The 13,680-nt window shown below is 71.6% G+C and carries 15 protein-coding genes; 4 read left to right on the forward strand and 11 right to left on the reverse strand.

The genetic code is table 11. From position 1 onward, the window contains the following. Positions 1-46: 46 nt before the first annotated feature. The gene (locus tag ACZ6ZP_RS36550; RefSeq protein ID WP_469410122.1) at positions 47-3,274 is read right to left on the reverse strand and encodes a bifunctional cytochrome P450/NADPH--P450 reductase; all 3,228 of its coding nucleotides are present in this window, start codon (positions 3,272-3,274) and stop codon (positions 47-49) included. 181 nt (positions 3,275-3,455) lie between these two features. Here ACZ6ZP_RS36550 and ACZ6ZP_RS36555 point away from each other — a divergent pair, with 181 nt between their 5' ends. Beyond that, complete coding sequence (locus ACZ6ZP_RS36555; RefSeq protein ID WP_351172454.1) at positions 3,456-4,058, forward strand: PAS domain-containing protein; 603 nt, start codon at positions 3,456-3,458, stop codon at positions 4,056-4,058. 57 nt (positions 4,059-4,115) lie between these two features. Here ACZ6ZP_RS36555 and ACZ6ZP_RS36560 read toward each other — a convergent pair whose 3' ends face one another. The 8 genes from ACZ6ZP_RS36560 to ACZ6ZP_RS36595 form a co-directional block, all read right to left on the reverse strand. Then, the gene (locus ACZ6ZP_RS36560) at positions 4,116-4,454 is read right to left on the reverse strand and encodes a helix-turn-helix domain-containing protein (protein WP_351172421.1); all 339 of its coding nucleotides are present in this window, start codon (positions 4,452-4,454) and stop codon (positions 4,116-4,118) included. Positions 4,455-4,893: 439 nt separating this feature from the next. Continuing rightward, positions 4,894-5,202, reverse strand: coding sequence for an SCO5918 family protein (locus ACZ6ZP_RS36565; RefSeq protein ID WP_351172424.1), 309 nt, complete (start codon positions 5,200-5,202; stop codon positions 4,894-4,896). 47 nt (positions 5,203-5,249) lie between these two features. Then, positions 5,250-5,543 carry a CBS domain-containing protein gene (locus tag ACZ6ZP_RS36570; RefSeq protein WP_351172427.1) on the reverse strand — a complete coding sequence of 98 codons (294 nt, stop codon included), beginning with the start codon at positions 5,541-5,543 and terminating at the stop codon, positions 5,250-5,252. A 43-nt stretch (positions 5,544-5,586) separates the two neighbouring features. After that, complete coding sequence (locus tag ACZ6ZP_RS36575; RefSeq protein WP_366465199.1) at positions 5,587-7,167, reverse strand: DEAD/DEAH box helicase; 1,581 nt, start codon at positions 7,165-7,167, stop codon at positions 5,587-5,589. Positions 7,168-7,459: 292 nt separating this feature from the next. Next, positions 7,460-7,663, reverse strand: coding sequence for a cold-shock protein (locus tag ACZ6ZP_RS36580; RefSeq protein WP_249591397.1), 204 nt, complete (start codon positions 7,661-7,663; stop codon positions 7,460-7,462). 237 nt (positions 7,664-7,900) lie between these two features. After that, a complete protein-coding gene (locus ACZ6ZP_RS36585; protein ID WP_361474584.1) occupies positions 7,901-8,377 on the reverse strand; it encodes an FhaA domain-containing protein in 477 nt (158 codons plus the stop codon). Between the two features lie 84 nt (positions 8,378-8,461). After that, the gene (locus ACZ6ZP_RS36590) at positions 8,462-8,908 is read right to left on the reverse strand and encodes a PRC-barrel domain-containing protein (RefSeq protein WP_399983317.1); all 447 of its coding nucleotides are present in this window, start codon (positions 8,906-8,908) and stop codon (positions 8,462-8,464) included. Then, entirely contained in the window at positions 8,905-9,552 is a 648-nt protein-coding gene (locus ACZ6ZP_RS36595; protein ID WP_366465197.1) for a PRC-barrel domain-containing protein, read from the reverse strand. Before ACZ6ZP_RS36595 ends, ACZ6ZP_RS36590 begins: the two co-directional genes overlap by 4 nt. Positions 9,553-9,856: 304 nt before the next feature. On the opposite strand from ACZ6ZP_RS36595, the gene ACZ6ZP_RS36600 reads away from it, so the two are divergent. The 3 genes from ACZ6ZP_RS36600 to ACZ6ZP_RS36610 all read left to right on the forward strand — a co-directional run bounded on the left by ACZ6ZP_RS36600 (position 9,857) and on the right by ACZ6ZP_RS36610 (position 11,819). Beyond that, positions 9,857-10,750 (forward strand): RNA polymerase sigma factor SigF, encoded by an 894-nt coding sequence (locus tag ACZ6ZP_RS36600; RefSeq protein WP_351172442.1) that lies wholly within the window; start codon positions 9,857-9,859, stop codon positions 10,748-10,750. 80 nt (positions 10,751-10,830) lie between these two features. Continuing rightward, positions 10,831-11,226, forward strand: coding sequence for an STAS domain-containing protein (locus ACZ6ZP_RS36605; protein ID WP_351172445.1), 396 nt, complete (start codon positions 10,831-10,833; stop codon positions 11,224-11,226). Between the two features lie 41 nt (positions 11,227-11,267). Beyond that, a complete protein-coding gene (locus ACZ6ZP_RS36610) occupies positions 11,268-11,819 on the forward strand; it encodes an SAM-dependent methyltransferase (RefSeq protein ID WP_399983326.1) in 552 nt (183 codons plus the stop codon). A 9-nt stretch (positions 11,820-11,828) separates the two neighbouring features. On the opposite strand, the gene ACZ6ZP_RS36615 is transcribed toward ACZ6ZP_RS36610, so the two are convergent. Both ACZ6ZP_RS36615 and ACZ6ZP_RS36620 read right to left on the reverse strand, forming a co-directional pair. Next, positions 11,829-11,975 carry a hypothetical protein gene (locus ACZ6ZP_RS36615; protein WP_351171729.1) on the reverse strand — a complete coding sequence of 49 codons (147 nt, stop codon included), beginning with the start codon at positions 11,973-11,975 and terminating at the stop codon, positions 11,829-11,831. Positions 11,976-12,059: 84 nt separating this feature from the next. Then, positions 12,060-13,358, reverse strand: a complete 1,299-nt coding sequence (locus tag ACZ6ZP_RS36620) for a M20 metallopeptidase family protein (RefSeq protein WP_351171726.1) — start codon at positions 13,356-13,358, stop codon at positions 12,060-12,062. Between the last annotated feature and the right edge of the window lie 322 nt (positions 13,359-13,680).

The raw sequence follows: 13,680 nt of genomic DNA on the forward strand, positions 1-13,680 counted from the left end.
GGCTGCCTTCCTCGGTGGGCTCACCCGGTCGTCCTCCTCGGTAGCCTCACCCGGCCGCGTACACGTCCTCGACGTAACGGCCTTGTGCCGTCAGCTCGTTCAGCCACTGCTCGGAGTCCGCCGCCGTGGCCCCCGGTGTGCGGTCACGGTGCAGGGTGCGCAGGGCGTCGCGTACGCCCGGGGCCATGCGTGAGCCGTCGCCGCACACGTACACCCGGGCTCCGGCGGCCAGCAGGGACCATACCTCGTCGCCCTCCGCCGCGATGCGGTGCTGGACGAAGGCCACTCCGTCGACGGGGGAGGCGCTGAAGGCGGGGCGCAGTGAGACCGCTCCGGCGGCCTCGGCGGCGCGCAGCTCATCGGCGTGCAGGAAGTCCGCGTCCGGGGCGTCGCACCCGAAGTAGCAGAGCGCGGACGGGAGGTGAGCTCCGTCGGCCACCAGCGCCGCGCGGTCCGCGATCGTGCCGCGGAAGGGGGCCAGGCCCGTGCCCGCGGCGACCATGATGACGGGCGCCGCGTCCGCGTGGTCGATGCGGAAGGCCTCCCGGCAGGGCTGGACGCGGGCCAGGACGGTGTCGCCCGGCCGCACCCCGTTGAGGTGGCCGGAGCCCGTGCCTCGGTACAGCCGCCCGCTGCCCGAACGCGCCGGGGCCTCCAGGAGGGAGACCATCAGGTCGGCGTGACCGGGCCGCACGCCCGGCGACGAGGACACCGAGTAGTGGCGGGGCCGCAAGGGCGTGAGCACGTCGAGCAGTTGAGCCCACGGCAGGGCGCCGCGCAGGGCGGGGCAGGCCTCGACCAGTTCGAGCAGCGTGCGCCCGTCGGCCGCGCGGGCCGCGGCGTCCTCGGCCAGGGCGGCGAGGGCGGCCCGCTCGGGCGGGCAGGGGTTGGCGGCGGCGAGCACCGCCAGCTGACCGGCGGTCGGTCGGTCCTGCAACTCGACGTGTTGTGCGAGAAGTTGGCGCACCGTCAGGGGGCGGTCCACGGCCAGGCCGTCGCGGCGCGGGCGGCTCGCGCGGATGTCGAGCACCGCGTCCAGGTCCACGCCGAGCGCTGCGGCGGCCCGCTCGACGAGCGCCGGATCATTGACGGGCAGCACGGTGAGGTGGTCGCCGGTGCGGTAGGTCGTGCCCTTTGGCAGCGCGAGCCGTACGAAGCGCTTCGTGCGGGGATGGCCGGGCGCGGTGAGGTCGTAGGCCTCGCTGACCGTCATCGGGACGAGGCCGTGCCGCGCGGCGAGCGCGTCCAGCGGGCCGCCGGTCACCTCACGCACCTCGTACGCGTCCGCGGGCTCGACGGCCTCCGGAGCGTCCAGCGCGTCGGGATCGCCGTACTGCTCCAGAAGGGTCCTGCGCAGCCGGGCCGTGAAATCGCGGACGGCGCCGCCGAGATCGCCCGACGCGTCGGCCGCCGTGCGCTCCAGGAGCCGGGTGCCGCCCAGCTCCGCGAGCCGCTCGTCCAAGCGCGTCGGGACGTGCTGATAGGTGGCGGCCCAGTTGCGGTCGCCCACGCCGAGGACCGCGTACGTGACGTTCTCCGCGGTGGCCGCCGGGGCGCCGTCCAGCCAGGAGGCGAACGCCGCGGCGTCGTCGGTGGGCCGGCCGTTGTAGGAGGCGGCGGTGATGACGACCGGGCGGTCGGCGGGCAGCGCGCCGGCGTACGCGTCCAGCGGCGCGACCTCCGTGTCGCAGCCCACCGACGCCGCCTCGTCGGCGAGTTGAGCGGCGAAGTCCCGGCAGGTCCCGTAGTTGCTGCCGTGCAGGAAGAGCGCGCGGGTGCCGGGCACGACGCGCGCGGGCAGCACCGCGGCGTCGGGCTCCGCGACCGCCTGGCCCGCTGTCGTGCCCGGCAGGAGGCCGTGCACGCGGTCGGCGGCGGTGCGCGGCGTCAGCGTGAGCGTGAAGCCGTCGGGCTTGAGGGTGAGCGTCTCCTTGACGGTGAGCCGGTAGTCGGCGTGGTCGTGCAGCCGGTAGCGGTGCACCAGCATCCCGAGCAGCATGGTCGCCTCGTGCAGCGCGAACTGCCGCCCGATGCAGGCCCGTTCACCGGTGCCGAACGGCTTGAACGCGTGCGGGGAGCGCGCGGCCTCCGCCTCGGCGGTGAAGCGCGAGGGGTCGAAGAGCTCCGGGTTGTCGCCCCACACGGGCTGGCGGTGCAGCATCGGCGCGAGCACGGTGACACCCTGGCCCGCGCGCAGCGGGATGCGGCCGCCGAGGAGCGTGTCCGCACGGGCGTGCCGGCCGAACGCGGCGGCCGTCGGCCACAGGCGCAGCGCCTCGTTCAGTACCTGACGGGTGTACGTGAGCCGCCCGACGTCGTCGAAGGTCGGCTCGGGATCAGGGTTGTCGCCCCACAGGGCATCGACCTCGCGCCGTACGAGGTCGAGCACGGCGGGGTGCTTGGCGAGGTAGTACATCGCGAACGACATCGCGCCGGACGTCGTCTCGTGCCCCGCGATCAGGAAGGTGATGACCTGGTTGCGGATGTTGGCGGTGTCCAGCTTCGTGCCGTCGGCCGGGTGCGCGGCGCTGAGCATGAGGCCGAGCAGATCCTCGGCGGCCGACGCGCCGGGCCTGTCGCCGGACCGCGCCGCAATGACCTCGTCGACGACCTGGGCGAGATAGTCGGCGTCGGCCCGGAACGCCGCGTCGGCCGCCGCGTGGTCGCTGCCCGGCGTGCGGCTCAGCCGCTTCATGCTCCACTCCAGACAGCGGACCATGGCCTCGACGAAGGGATGCGAATCGGCCCGCTCGAAGGACCCGAAGTCGTAGCCGAACCCGGCGAGCCCGATCGTGTCCAGCGTCATCCGGGTCATGTCGCCCGGCACGTCCACGGGACGCCCCTCGCGCGCACCGCGGTCCCACGACTCGATGAGGCGGTGGGCGACGCGCAGCATCATCGGGTGGTAGGTGCGCATCGAGCCCAGCGCGAACGCGGGCATCAGGATGTCGTGCGCACGGGCCCAGTTGGGCTCCTCGTTGTACGCGGTGAACAGTCCGTCGGCGGTGAACTCGCGCACGTTCTCCAGGGCGGGGCCCACGTGCTTGGCGAAGCGGCTCTCGTCGGCGAGCTCGGTCACGAGATCGAGATCGCTCACGAACAGCGCGTCGCGGCCGTGCAGCCGCCGCCGCACCACGGGCCCGTGGCGGCGGACCAGGTCCATGACCTGCTGAAGCGGGGCGGGCCCCGGCCCGGTGGCGGAAATGTCGATCAGGGGTACGCCGTCGGGGTCGGCTGCGGCGCCCTGGGGGAGCGGTGCGGTGGTGGGGGGCATGACGTGACAACTGCCTTTCGCCGTACGGAAGTCACTGCTCCCCAGCTTGATCGCCGGTCCCCGCGGGGCCGCGCCGCGGCGCTACATGATTGTGTAGTGGCGAATGACGCCCCGCTCTTGACGGCCCAGGAAGGAGTCGCCCGTGGACTGCGCGGACTCCGTGCTGTGGCGCAACCGCGCCATGCTCCTCTTCAACCGCATCCCGATGCCGGTCGCGGTGTGCGACGCGAACGGCGCGATCATCCTCGCCAATCCGGCGATGGCGGCGCAGTGGGGCGAGACCTCGGGCACCCTGCGGGAGCGCAACGTGCTGGAGCTGTTCCGCCCCGAGGAGAAGACACAGGTCCTACGGATCGCCGAGGCGCTGCGGCTGCGGCACCGCTCGCGCTACCCGGTCGCGGTGCACTGGGAGGCGGCCGACGGAGTGCGGCGCCACGGCGAGCTGACGGCGGAGCCGGTGAGCGACACGGTCGACGCGGTCCCCGGCCTGCTGGTGCTGCTGCGCGTCCTGGGGGAGGAGCCCGCCCCGGATCCGGCGCCCGTCGAAGCCGCGTCCGCGGCCGAGACCCGCATCCTGGCCCTGCTGGCCGGTGGCGCCACCACGGCTCGGGCGGCCCGCGAGACGGGCCTCACCCGCGACGGCGTGACCTACCACCTGCGGCGCCTGACCGAGCGCTGGGGCGCGGCCAACCGGACGGAGCTGGTGGCGCGGGCGTACGCGCTGGGGGTTCTCGCGCCGGGGGTGTGGCCCCCGGCCGCCGACGAAAGCGTGCAGCGGGCATGAAGCGGGCGCGGAGCGAGCCCGCCCCAGGGAGGGGATCTCTCCCCGGGAGGGCGGGGCTCAGCTCGTGCTGTCGCTCGACTCGGCCGCGGTGCGGCGGTACTCGGCGTTGATGCGCTGGGCCTCCTCGAGCTGATCCTCGAGGATGACGATGCGGCACGCCGCCTCGACCGGGGTTCCCTGGTCCACCAGCTCGCGAGCGCGCGCGGCGATCCGCAGCTGGTAGCGGGAGTAGCGCCGGTGGCCGCCCTCCGAGCGGAGCGGTGTGATCAGCCGGGCCTCACCGATGGCCCGCAGGAAACCGGGTGTGGTGCCGAGCATCTCGGCGGCCCGCCCCATGGTGTAGGCGGGGTAGTCGTCGTCGTCCAGACGACCGGTGAGCGGGGTATCTGCAGTCATGTCACCTCGTTGTGCCAACGCGTCGAGGGGCCCCAGTGCCGTACGGCACCAAGGCCCCGAAGGAAATTCAACACCATCTGTCGGCCTCGTTGCTGCGCCGACCTCTTGTTTCCGCTGTCCGGCCCGAGCAAACAGGGCGGAATTGCGGGGATCGCTGATGCTTGACCGAGGACCACCTTCCAATCCGGGGTCTTGCGGCACCCGGGCCGAATCGATCTCGGGCCGGGCGATCCTGATGGCGTCTACTCCTCCGTTCTCCTCTGGGTCTGTAGCTACGAGAGAAACCCTAATCATGCGGTCGCCCAATGTCTACTCCGGCGAGGATAGATTTTATGTACTGCCGCTCGGACTGGGGCGTGGGGCAACGCAAAGAGGGCCCTGCCGGCGCGCGCCGGCAGGGCCCTCTTCGCAGCTCTTGGCTGTTCTGGTGTGTCTCCCGCTACACGGGAGTGGAGGCGCCGAGCATCGCCGACGCGGTCTGGAGCGGGGTGAGGTCGCGCGGGGCGGGGTCCTCGGACGGGGTGCGGCAGGTGAAGCCCAGGAGCGCCATGGCGCGGGTGACCTCCCCGGCGCTGAAGTCACGCCGGTCCTGCCGGGTGATGACCGCCCCCACCTGCTTGATGGGGTAGTGGCGGCGGCCGATGATGACGGAGTCGCCCGTGATGGGCTCGGGCTTGATGCCCTTCATCGCGTCGAGAACACCACTCTTGGTGAGGTCGAACGGGAAACGGGCGATGACGCAGCGCATGGTGCCTCACAGATGAGGAGAGGGGCCGACTGAGAGGGGTGGGGCGATCAACGCGAGAGGGCGAGAACGTCCCGTAGGCGGACCTGGTCCGTGTAGGCGGGTCCTTCACGGACGGCGATGAGCCGGGCCCGGGTGATCAGGCCCGTGCACTGGTCGTCCTCGTCGCACAGGAACAGATGGCCGGCGCCCGATCCGGACATGACCGACAGAGCCAGCTCGACGGTCATGTCGTCACGGACCTGCGGTCCGCTCACGTCCCTGCCGCCGGCGCTCGGGGCGCCGTCGGCCGACGGGACGGTGGCGGTGTCCGCCGGGCGTGGCTGCGTCTGAACCGGTGTCAAAGGTGCCTCCTGCAGGGATGGATGAGCCTGATGAACGCGAAGCCTAGGCCGCCGAGCTGGAGGCGGACGGCCCCTGGGCGGCGCGGCGCGGAGCGCGGTCGGTGCGCCGGTCCTGGGCGCTGCGGCTGCGACGGCCGCGGGAGGAGGCGGCGCTGCCGCGACGGGGGCGCTCGGCGGCCGGCATCGTGATGGTGACCGGGACGCCAGACGGAGCCTGGGCGCCGGTGATGCGGGTCAGCTCCTCGTCGCCGGAGCGCACCTGGGCGGTCTGCGGGGTGATGCCCGCCGCTGCCATCAGGCGGCTCATGTCGCGGCGCTGGCCCGGCGTGACCAGGGTGACGACGCTGCCGGACTCACCGGCGCGGGCCGTACGGCCGCCGCGGTGCAGGTAGTCCTTGTGGTCGGTGGGCGGGTCGACGTTCACGACCAGGTCGAGGTTGTCGACGTGGATTCCGCGTGCGGCGACGTTGGTCGCCACGAGCACCGTCACATGACCGGTCTTGAAGTGCGACAGCGTCCGCGTGCGCTGCGGCTGGGACTTGCCGCCGTGCAGGGCCGCGGCGCGGACACCGCTGTTGAGCAGGTGCTCGGTCAGCCGGTCGACGGCGTGCTTGGTGTCCAGGAACATGATCACGCGGCCCTCGCGGGCGGCGATCTCGGTGGTCGTCTGGTGCTTGTCCGCGCCGTGCACGTGCAGCACGTGGTGCTCCATCGTGGTCACCGCGCCCTGCGAGGGGTCGACGGAGTGGACGACCGGGTCGTTGAGGTAGCGGCGGACCAGCAGGTCGACGTTGCGGTCCAGGGTGGCCGAGAACAGCATCCGCTGGCCCTCGGGGCGCACCTGGTCGAGCAGCGCGGTGACCTGGGGCATGAAGCCCATGTCGGCCATCTGGTCGGCCTCGTCCAGGACGGTGATGCCGACCTGGTTGAGCCGGCAGTCGCCGCGGTCGATGAGGTCCTTGAGGCGGCCGGGCGTGGCGACGACGACCTCCGCGCCGGAGCGCAGCGCGCCGGCCTGCTTGCCGATCGACATGCCGCCGACCACCGTGGCGAGCTTCAGCTTCAGGGCACGGGCGTACGGCGTGAGCGCGTCGGTGACCTGCTGGGCCAGTTCGCGGGTGGGGACGAGGACCAGGGCGAGCGGCTGGCGCGGCTCGGCGCGCTGGCCCTCGGTGCGGGCGAGGAGCGCGAGTCCGAAGGCCAGGGTCTTGCCCGAGCCGGTGCGGCCACGGCCCAGTACGTCGCGGCCCGCGAGGGAGTTGGGCAGCGTCGCGCCCTGGATCGGGAACGGCACGCTCATGCCCTCGCGGCTCAGCGCGGCGAGCAGCGGCGCCGGCATCTCCAGATCGGCGAAGGCCTCGACGGCCGGGAGCGCGGGAGTGACCGTGACCGGCAGGGCGAACTCGCCCTGGGGCGCAGAGGATCGGCGGCCGTAACCACCCGAGCGGTTCGATCCGCCGGAGCGGCCGCCGGACTGGGCGCCGAAGCGGCCTCCGCTGCGGCCGGAGCCGGAGCTGGAGCCGTAACTCGAGCCCGAGCCGGAGCCGTAGCCCGAGCCGGAACCGGAGCCATAGCCGCCGGAGCGGCTGCGGGAAGAGCGGTCGTTCGTGCGTGCGCGGTTCATGTGGAACCTTCCTTGATGCGGCACGTACCAAGGAATTTCCGCAGCGAGAACGCAGCGCGGAGAATCACGAGAACGGGCCGGATGAAATGCGTGAAGCGAATCCGGCCGACGGCAGGTGTTCTGCGGGCGGATGCGCGGGAACGAGAGACGTTCCGGACAGGGGCACGGCGGACAACAGGTCGAGGACACAGTGTTCGCTCAGAGAATTCGTGGCCCTGGGTCAAGCGGGAAATGCACGAGCTGGGGCCCGCACCCCAAGGTGCGGGCCCCAGCTGCGAAGTACGCGTGAGCGTCAGGCGGGAACGATGTTCTCGGCCGTCGGGCCCTTCTGGCCCTGGGCGATGTCGAAGTTCACCTTCTGGCCTTCCTGGAGCTCACGGAAGCCCTGGGCGGCGATGTTCGAGTAGTGGGCGAAGACGTCGGGGCCGCCGCCGTCCTGCTCGATGAAGCCGAAGCCCTTTTCAGCGTTGAACCACTTCACGGTGCCAATAGCCATGTTAAATCTCCTTCGGGGCAGTGCCCGGAGCCCGCACTGTGCGGACTCCGCGTCGCCACGATGATCGCCCCTCCGGAAATGACCGGAAATACAAAAGTGCTCTCACCTGCACATAAAGAGCGGTGAGGGCACTTGAAGTTTTTTGGGAACCACAACTGCAACTGAGATCGACAGTAGCACGGTGCGGTCGGCTCTGTGTGGTAAAAAATGCCGTTCAGAGCGTCGCGCGAGAAACTCTCAGAGCGCGTCGCGCTGATTTCTCTCACGGCCGACACACATATTGGTTCGCTCGAAAGACAGCGTTTCTTCCGCAGCGGGCCGACCGGGGGATCGCCCCGTCGTCTGCGGGGCGATACGGCCCTGGACCTGGAACCTGCCGACCGCGTCGTCGCCGGTCGGCCGCAGGCTGATCGCGACGGGGCCGGCGAACGTGTAGCCCTGCTCGGCGGCGTGCCGGTGCACCTGGGCGGCGAGATGGCGACTCAACTCCGCGCCGGTGTTCCTGAGTCGGCGGTGGCTCTCCGTCGGCAGCTCGATGACGAACGCGTTGGGCACGAGAACGCGCTCGTGTCCCAGGATCATCGCGCTGTCGTCACACTGCCGACGCAGTGTCGCGACCACTTCCCCGCGCTGGTGCCGGGTGGGAAGCAGCAAGGTCCACAGGGTGGTCGTCCATCGCTCCATGGTGTGTTCGATCTGGCTGATGAGTCGCATGGCCCTTCGGGTGCCCGGTGACCCAGGACACACACTCGCCCAATGGGGTGGCCGACTGCGTGGGGCCGGATCGGTGCGACCGGTTCAGCGGGCGGGCCCCGGTGCGGCGCCGAGGACCAGCGCGTAGGCACCCAGGCCGACCATGCGGGCGGCGGGAACCTGCTCCTGCCCGATGTAGAGGTCGCCGACGCCGCCGGTCTCGGGGTCGAAGGTGACTTCGGAGAGCGTGCCGATGTCCTCGCCGTACTCGGTCAGGACCCGCTTGCCCAGCAGCCTCTTGTGCGCTCGGGAGTGCGGACTCTTGCGGGCGGCCTCGGCGGCAGCGGCGGCGGTGTCGATGATCACCGCGTCCGGTCCCACCCCGCGCACCTCGCTCCAGGGCACGCTGTCGCCGCTCTTGGCGTCCCGCAGATACAGCTCCGTGATCCGGCGGGTCATCGGGTCGATGCCCACGCCGGCCACCTCCCCGGCGGGGCGCGCGTCCTCGGCGCTGATGACCGGGTGACCCAGTACCTGACTGAGCAGCATCATCGGTCGTCCCCCTTCCGGAACCCCGTCTCAATTCCCGTCCCAAGCCCTGTCTCGAGCCCTGTCTGCATCCTCGTCCCAGGCCCCGTCCCGCCCGCGGTCCGCAGCCGCTCCCAGGCCGCGGTCAGCGCGTCCAGATCGTCCACCGCCTGTCCGGCGAGCCGGGCCGGGATCACCAACGTGTCCCCGGTCATGGCCAGTTCGCCGTACGCCGGCAGGAACGCCCGGCGTTCGTGGCGGCCCATCGCCTCGGTGGTGGCGACCTTGAAGCCCACCACCCGGCCGCTGGTGCCGCCTTCGACCACCACGTCGAGCACGGTGCCCAACTCCAGCCCGCCGTCGCTCAGTACGCGGGCGCCGCGCACCTGCCCGGTGTCGGCCTCGCCCCTGTCCACCACCGCGTCCCTGGCCTGTAGGACCTCGACGGCAGGGATCATCACCGCGTCAGGTCCCAGCGCGTGGACGCCGGACCAGGGCAGGCTCTGCTTGAGCGGACCGGACAGCAGTCCGCGGCCCGCCAGCGTGAATCCGGTGATCTGTCCGCCCGCCGCGTCGAAGACGGTGTCCTTGACCTGGGCCACCACCTCCCCGCCGAGCGTGACCACGGGCCGCTTGGTCAGCCCGGCGGCGAGCATCAGCACGGTCATCGCGTCCTCCCGCGTCCCGCTCGGCGGCCCCGCCGGACCACGATCGCGCCACCGCCCCGGCGCCGGGCCTGCGTTCCCAGGACCGCCCCCGCCAACAGGACCAGTGCGACCAGTACCGCGGTCACCCACATCCACCAGATCACAGCCGTCCACCTCCCGTGTCGTCCCGCGCTTGCACCGAGTTCCCCGGAAGACACTTCTTATACGGAGAGTCAAGTCACGGGAATGTAACGGCAGATGGTGGGTAAGAGCCCGTGCACGGCGCGCTCTCAGCCCGAGGGCGCCTTGTGTTCCGGGAGTGACGATGGTGGCCTCGACGACCAGCGGTCCAGCGCCCACGGAGTCGTTCGGCGAACGACATACCGCCGGCCCCGACAGCCCCGCGGCAGGGCCGGCGGCCACCGAGCACCTCCCGCCGCCGGCCGGCGGGCAGCGCACGGCCGATCTCCGGGCCCTCTCCAAGACGCTCTTCGCCCGCCTCGACGCGGTGGAGGAAGGCACGCCCGAGCACGCCTACGTACGCAACTCGCTGGTGGAGCTGAACCTCAACCTCGTGCGGTACGCCGCCCATCGGATGCGCCCGCGCGACGAGTCGTACGAAGACGTCGTCCAGGTGGGCACGATCGGTCTGATCAAGGCGATCAACCGCTTCGACCTCCAGCGGGGCGTGGAGTTCCCCACCTTCGCGCTGCCGACCATCATGGGCGAGATCAAGCGGTTCTTCCGTGACACCACGTGGGCCGTGCGCGTTCCCCGCCGGCTGCAGGAGCTGCGCCTGGACCTGGTGAAGGCCACCACGGACCTCGAGCAGACCAACGGGCACACCCCGACCACGGCCGAACTCGCCGAGCACCTGGACCTGGACGAGGCCGAGATCAGCGAAGGTCTCACCGCCGCCAACGGCTACACCACGGCCTCCCTGGACTATCCGGCCGACGGCGTCGACTCCGACGACACGCTGGCCGACCACGTGGGCTACCGCGATCCGGAGCTGGACAAGGTCGAGGACCTGCACTCCCTCAAGCCGCTCATCGCCGCGCTGACGGAACGCGAACGCAGGATTCTCGCGATGCGTTTCGCCGCCGACATGACGCAGAGCGAGATCGGTGCGGAGCTGGGCATCTCCCAGATGCACGTCTCGCGCATCCTCACCCGGATCCTCGGGCGGCTGCGGGTCAAGCTCCTCGACAAGAGGTAGCGGCGAGCGCGCGAGCCGCGCCGAGCTGTTTCGGGAGAGGCCGCTGGGTCGATCTCGGTACGATGGCTCTTGGGGGTGCGATGTCCACTGAGACCCATCGCCTGACCATCACCGAGCTCGCGAGTTGCTCCGACTCCGCGGTGCTGCGGGTCAGCGGCGAGCTAGACCAGTCCTGCGAGGAGTTCTTCCTGCGTACCCTCGGCGCCTCCGTCGAGGCCGGGCACCGGCATCTGGTCCTGGACGTGACGGCGCTGATGTTCTGCGACTCGCGCGGACTCAACTGCCTGCTCGCCGTGCGCTGGCTGCTCGCACGCCGCGAGGGCAGACTGCTGCTCGCGGGCGCGGGACGCCGGCTTTCGGAGATGCTGGCGCTGACCGGCAGCACGGAACTGCTCCCCGCCCACCGCACGGTCGGCCAGGCCCTGCAGACCCTGCCGGCGGACCAGCGCCCCCAGTGGCCGCCGAGGGAGCCGTAGGTAGCCTGCGGGGAGCGGGCAGATCTCACCGGGAGGCCGCGATGCGCGTGCCCGAGCGGCTCACGGCCGCGGTCGAGCTCCTCGGCGCGGGTCCCGACGACCGGGTCCTGGAGATCGGCTGCGGGCGCGGGGTGGCCGCCGCGCTGATATGCGAACGGCTCGTGCGGGGCAGACTGCTGGGCATCGACAGGTCGGCTGCCGCCATCGCCGCGGCGCGGGAGCGCAACGCGGCGGCGATCGCGTCGGGACGCGCCCGGTTCGTCCGGGCAGTGCTCGCCGATGTGCGGACGGCGCCCCTGGGGACGTACGACAAGATCCTTGCCTGCGACGTCAATGTCTTCTGGACCGGACCGGCGACGCGCGAACTCGCGATCGTGTCCGCGCTGCTGGCCCCCGGCGGGGTGCTCCTGATCGCCTGCACCCCACCGCCCGGCCGGCCGCTCGGACCGCTGGAGGAGATACTCCACGCCCGTCTGCGGCAGGCCGGCCTGCGTACGACGGCGTCGACCCGGGCGGTGCCCGGGTCGACGCTGCTCGCGGTCGAGGGGCGTCATCGGGACCGATGGACGCCGACCGCATGCTCGGAGGTGTAGCCGTGAAGCTCAGCGGCGCCCTCGGAACTTGCCGAGCATCCGCTTGGCCTGGGCCCGCTTCTTCGGGTCGGCCGAAGCCTGGCGGACCTGTTGGATCGTGCGCTGTCCCTGAGGGCTCCGGACGAACTGCTTGATGCGGTCGATGACTCCGGGCATGCCGACTCCTAAGACTTGAGAACTGCCAGCCTACGACGGCGTGCTCAGCAGGTACCCGGGCCGGCGGCCTTTACGCCAGGAGCCTCAACGCCGGGCGCGCTCGGCGAGCCAGCCCGCCATCGCGCGCACGCCGATGCCGATGGCCCGCTCGTCGGGGGCGAAGTCGCCGTAGTGCGGGTAGCTCTCCGTGATGACGGTGCCGGGCTTGCGCACGCCCAGGAACGTGTAGGTGCCGGGGATCTCGTCCAGGAACAGGGCGAAGTCCTCGCCGTTGAACGGGAACGCGGCGTGCAGCACGGTCACCCCGTCCGGGCCGAGGACGCGGCGCAGGTGCCGCTTCAGGGTCAGGGCGTCCTTCTCCGGGCAGACCAAGGCCGGGAACGGCTCCTTGGTGAAGTTCACCACGGCGCCGTCGTAGGGCGCCGCGAGCCGCCCGATCGTCTCGCGGATCTCGACGTACCGCTCCTCGGGCCAGCAGCGGTACGACACGGGGATCGTGACCTGCCCCGTCTCCTTGTCCTGCTGGGCCTTGGCCCGCACGACGACGAACCGGGCGAGCGGCCCGTCCGGGGTCTGGACGTCCGCGACCATCTTCTCCAGGTGGGCGGGCGTCTGCGGGGGCGCCACCGTGGCGAGCCGCGTGATCTCGGCGGCGAGCCGCTCGGCCGAGGCGAGCGCGTCCGGGCCGGTCACCGTGATGGTGGTCCCGTCCTGCCCCGGCAGACCGCTCCCGGGCGTCACGGCGAACTGTCCCACCGGGAAGGGGCCGCAGTGCAGGGCGTGGATCTCCTCGGGTCTGTGGTCGCGCAGCACGTTGTCCTTGATCATCGCGTCGGCGCCCTTCAGGGCCTCCTCGCCGGGCTGGAAGAAGAAGACCACGGTGCCGCTGAGCCGGTGGCGCAGCTTCGCGAGAGTCTGCGCGACGCCGACGCCCACGGCCGTGTGGACGTCGTGCCCGCAGGCATGGGCCGGCTTGTCGCCGCCGCCGACGATCCCCTGCGGCGGTACGGCGTCCATGTCGGCGCGGTAGGCGACGGTGCGCCCGGGACGGGCACCCTTCAGGACGCCGACGACCCCGAGACCGCCGACGCCGGTGGTCACCGTGAGCCCGGCGGCGCGCAGCAGGTGGCTCACGATCCGGGAGGTGGCGACCTCGTGCTCGGCCACCTCCGGGTGCGCGTGGAAGTCGCGCCGCAACGCGATCAGATTGCGCTCGACCCGGCTGACGACGGCGTCGATCGCGTCCTGGTCGAGGGGTCCGCCCTGACGGCCGGAGTCGGCCGCGGCAGCGGCACCGGCGGGCACCATGGCGCCGACTCCGGCGGCCGCGGTGCCGCCGAGCAGGGCACGACGGTTGAGAACGGCCTTCTTCGGACGGGTCATTTCTTCCCCCAAAATCACAGTGCGGGGGCAGAGCTGGACGCCCACCCCCGTGCGGCTCGCCGCAAGTCAATCAAGAAGATCGCCCGGCGGCCCCAACTGTCCCTGGACGCAAGGGAACTGGGGGAGGGTACTCCGCTTCGGCGGGAGGCGCGGCGGTGGCTTGCGGTAGTCCGTTGGCCCTCTCGTGGCATGGTGATACGTCGTATGAGTGGGCCAATGGCCCAGTCGAACGGGTGCCTGTTGAGCCAGTAGGGCTCCGGATGATCTGATGTGTCTGTCGATGGCGCTGCGGATCTCCGCGGCGCCTTTTTCATGCGGGCAG

This window comes from Streptomyces sp. NPDC054047, from assembly GCF_055585065.1.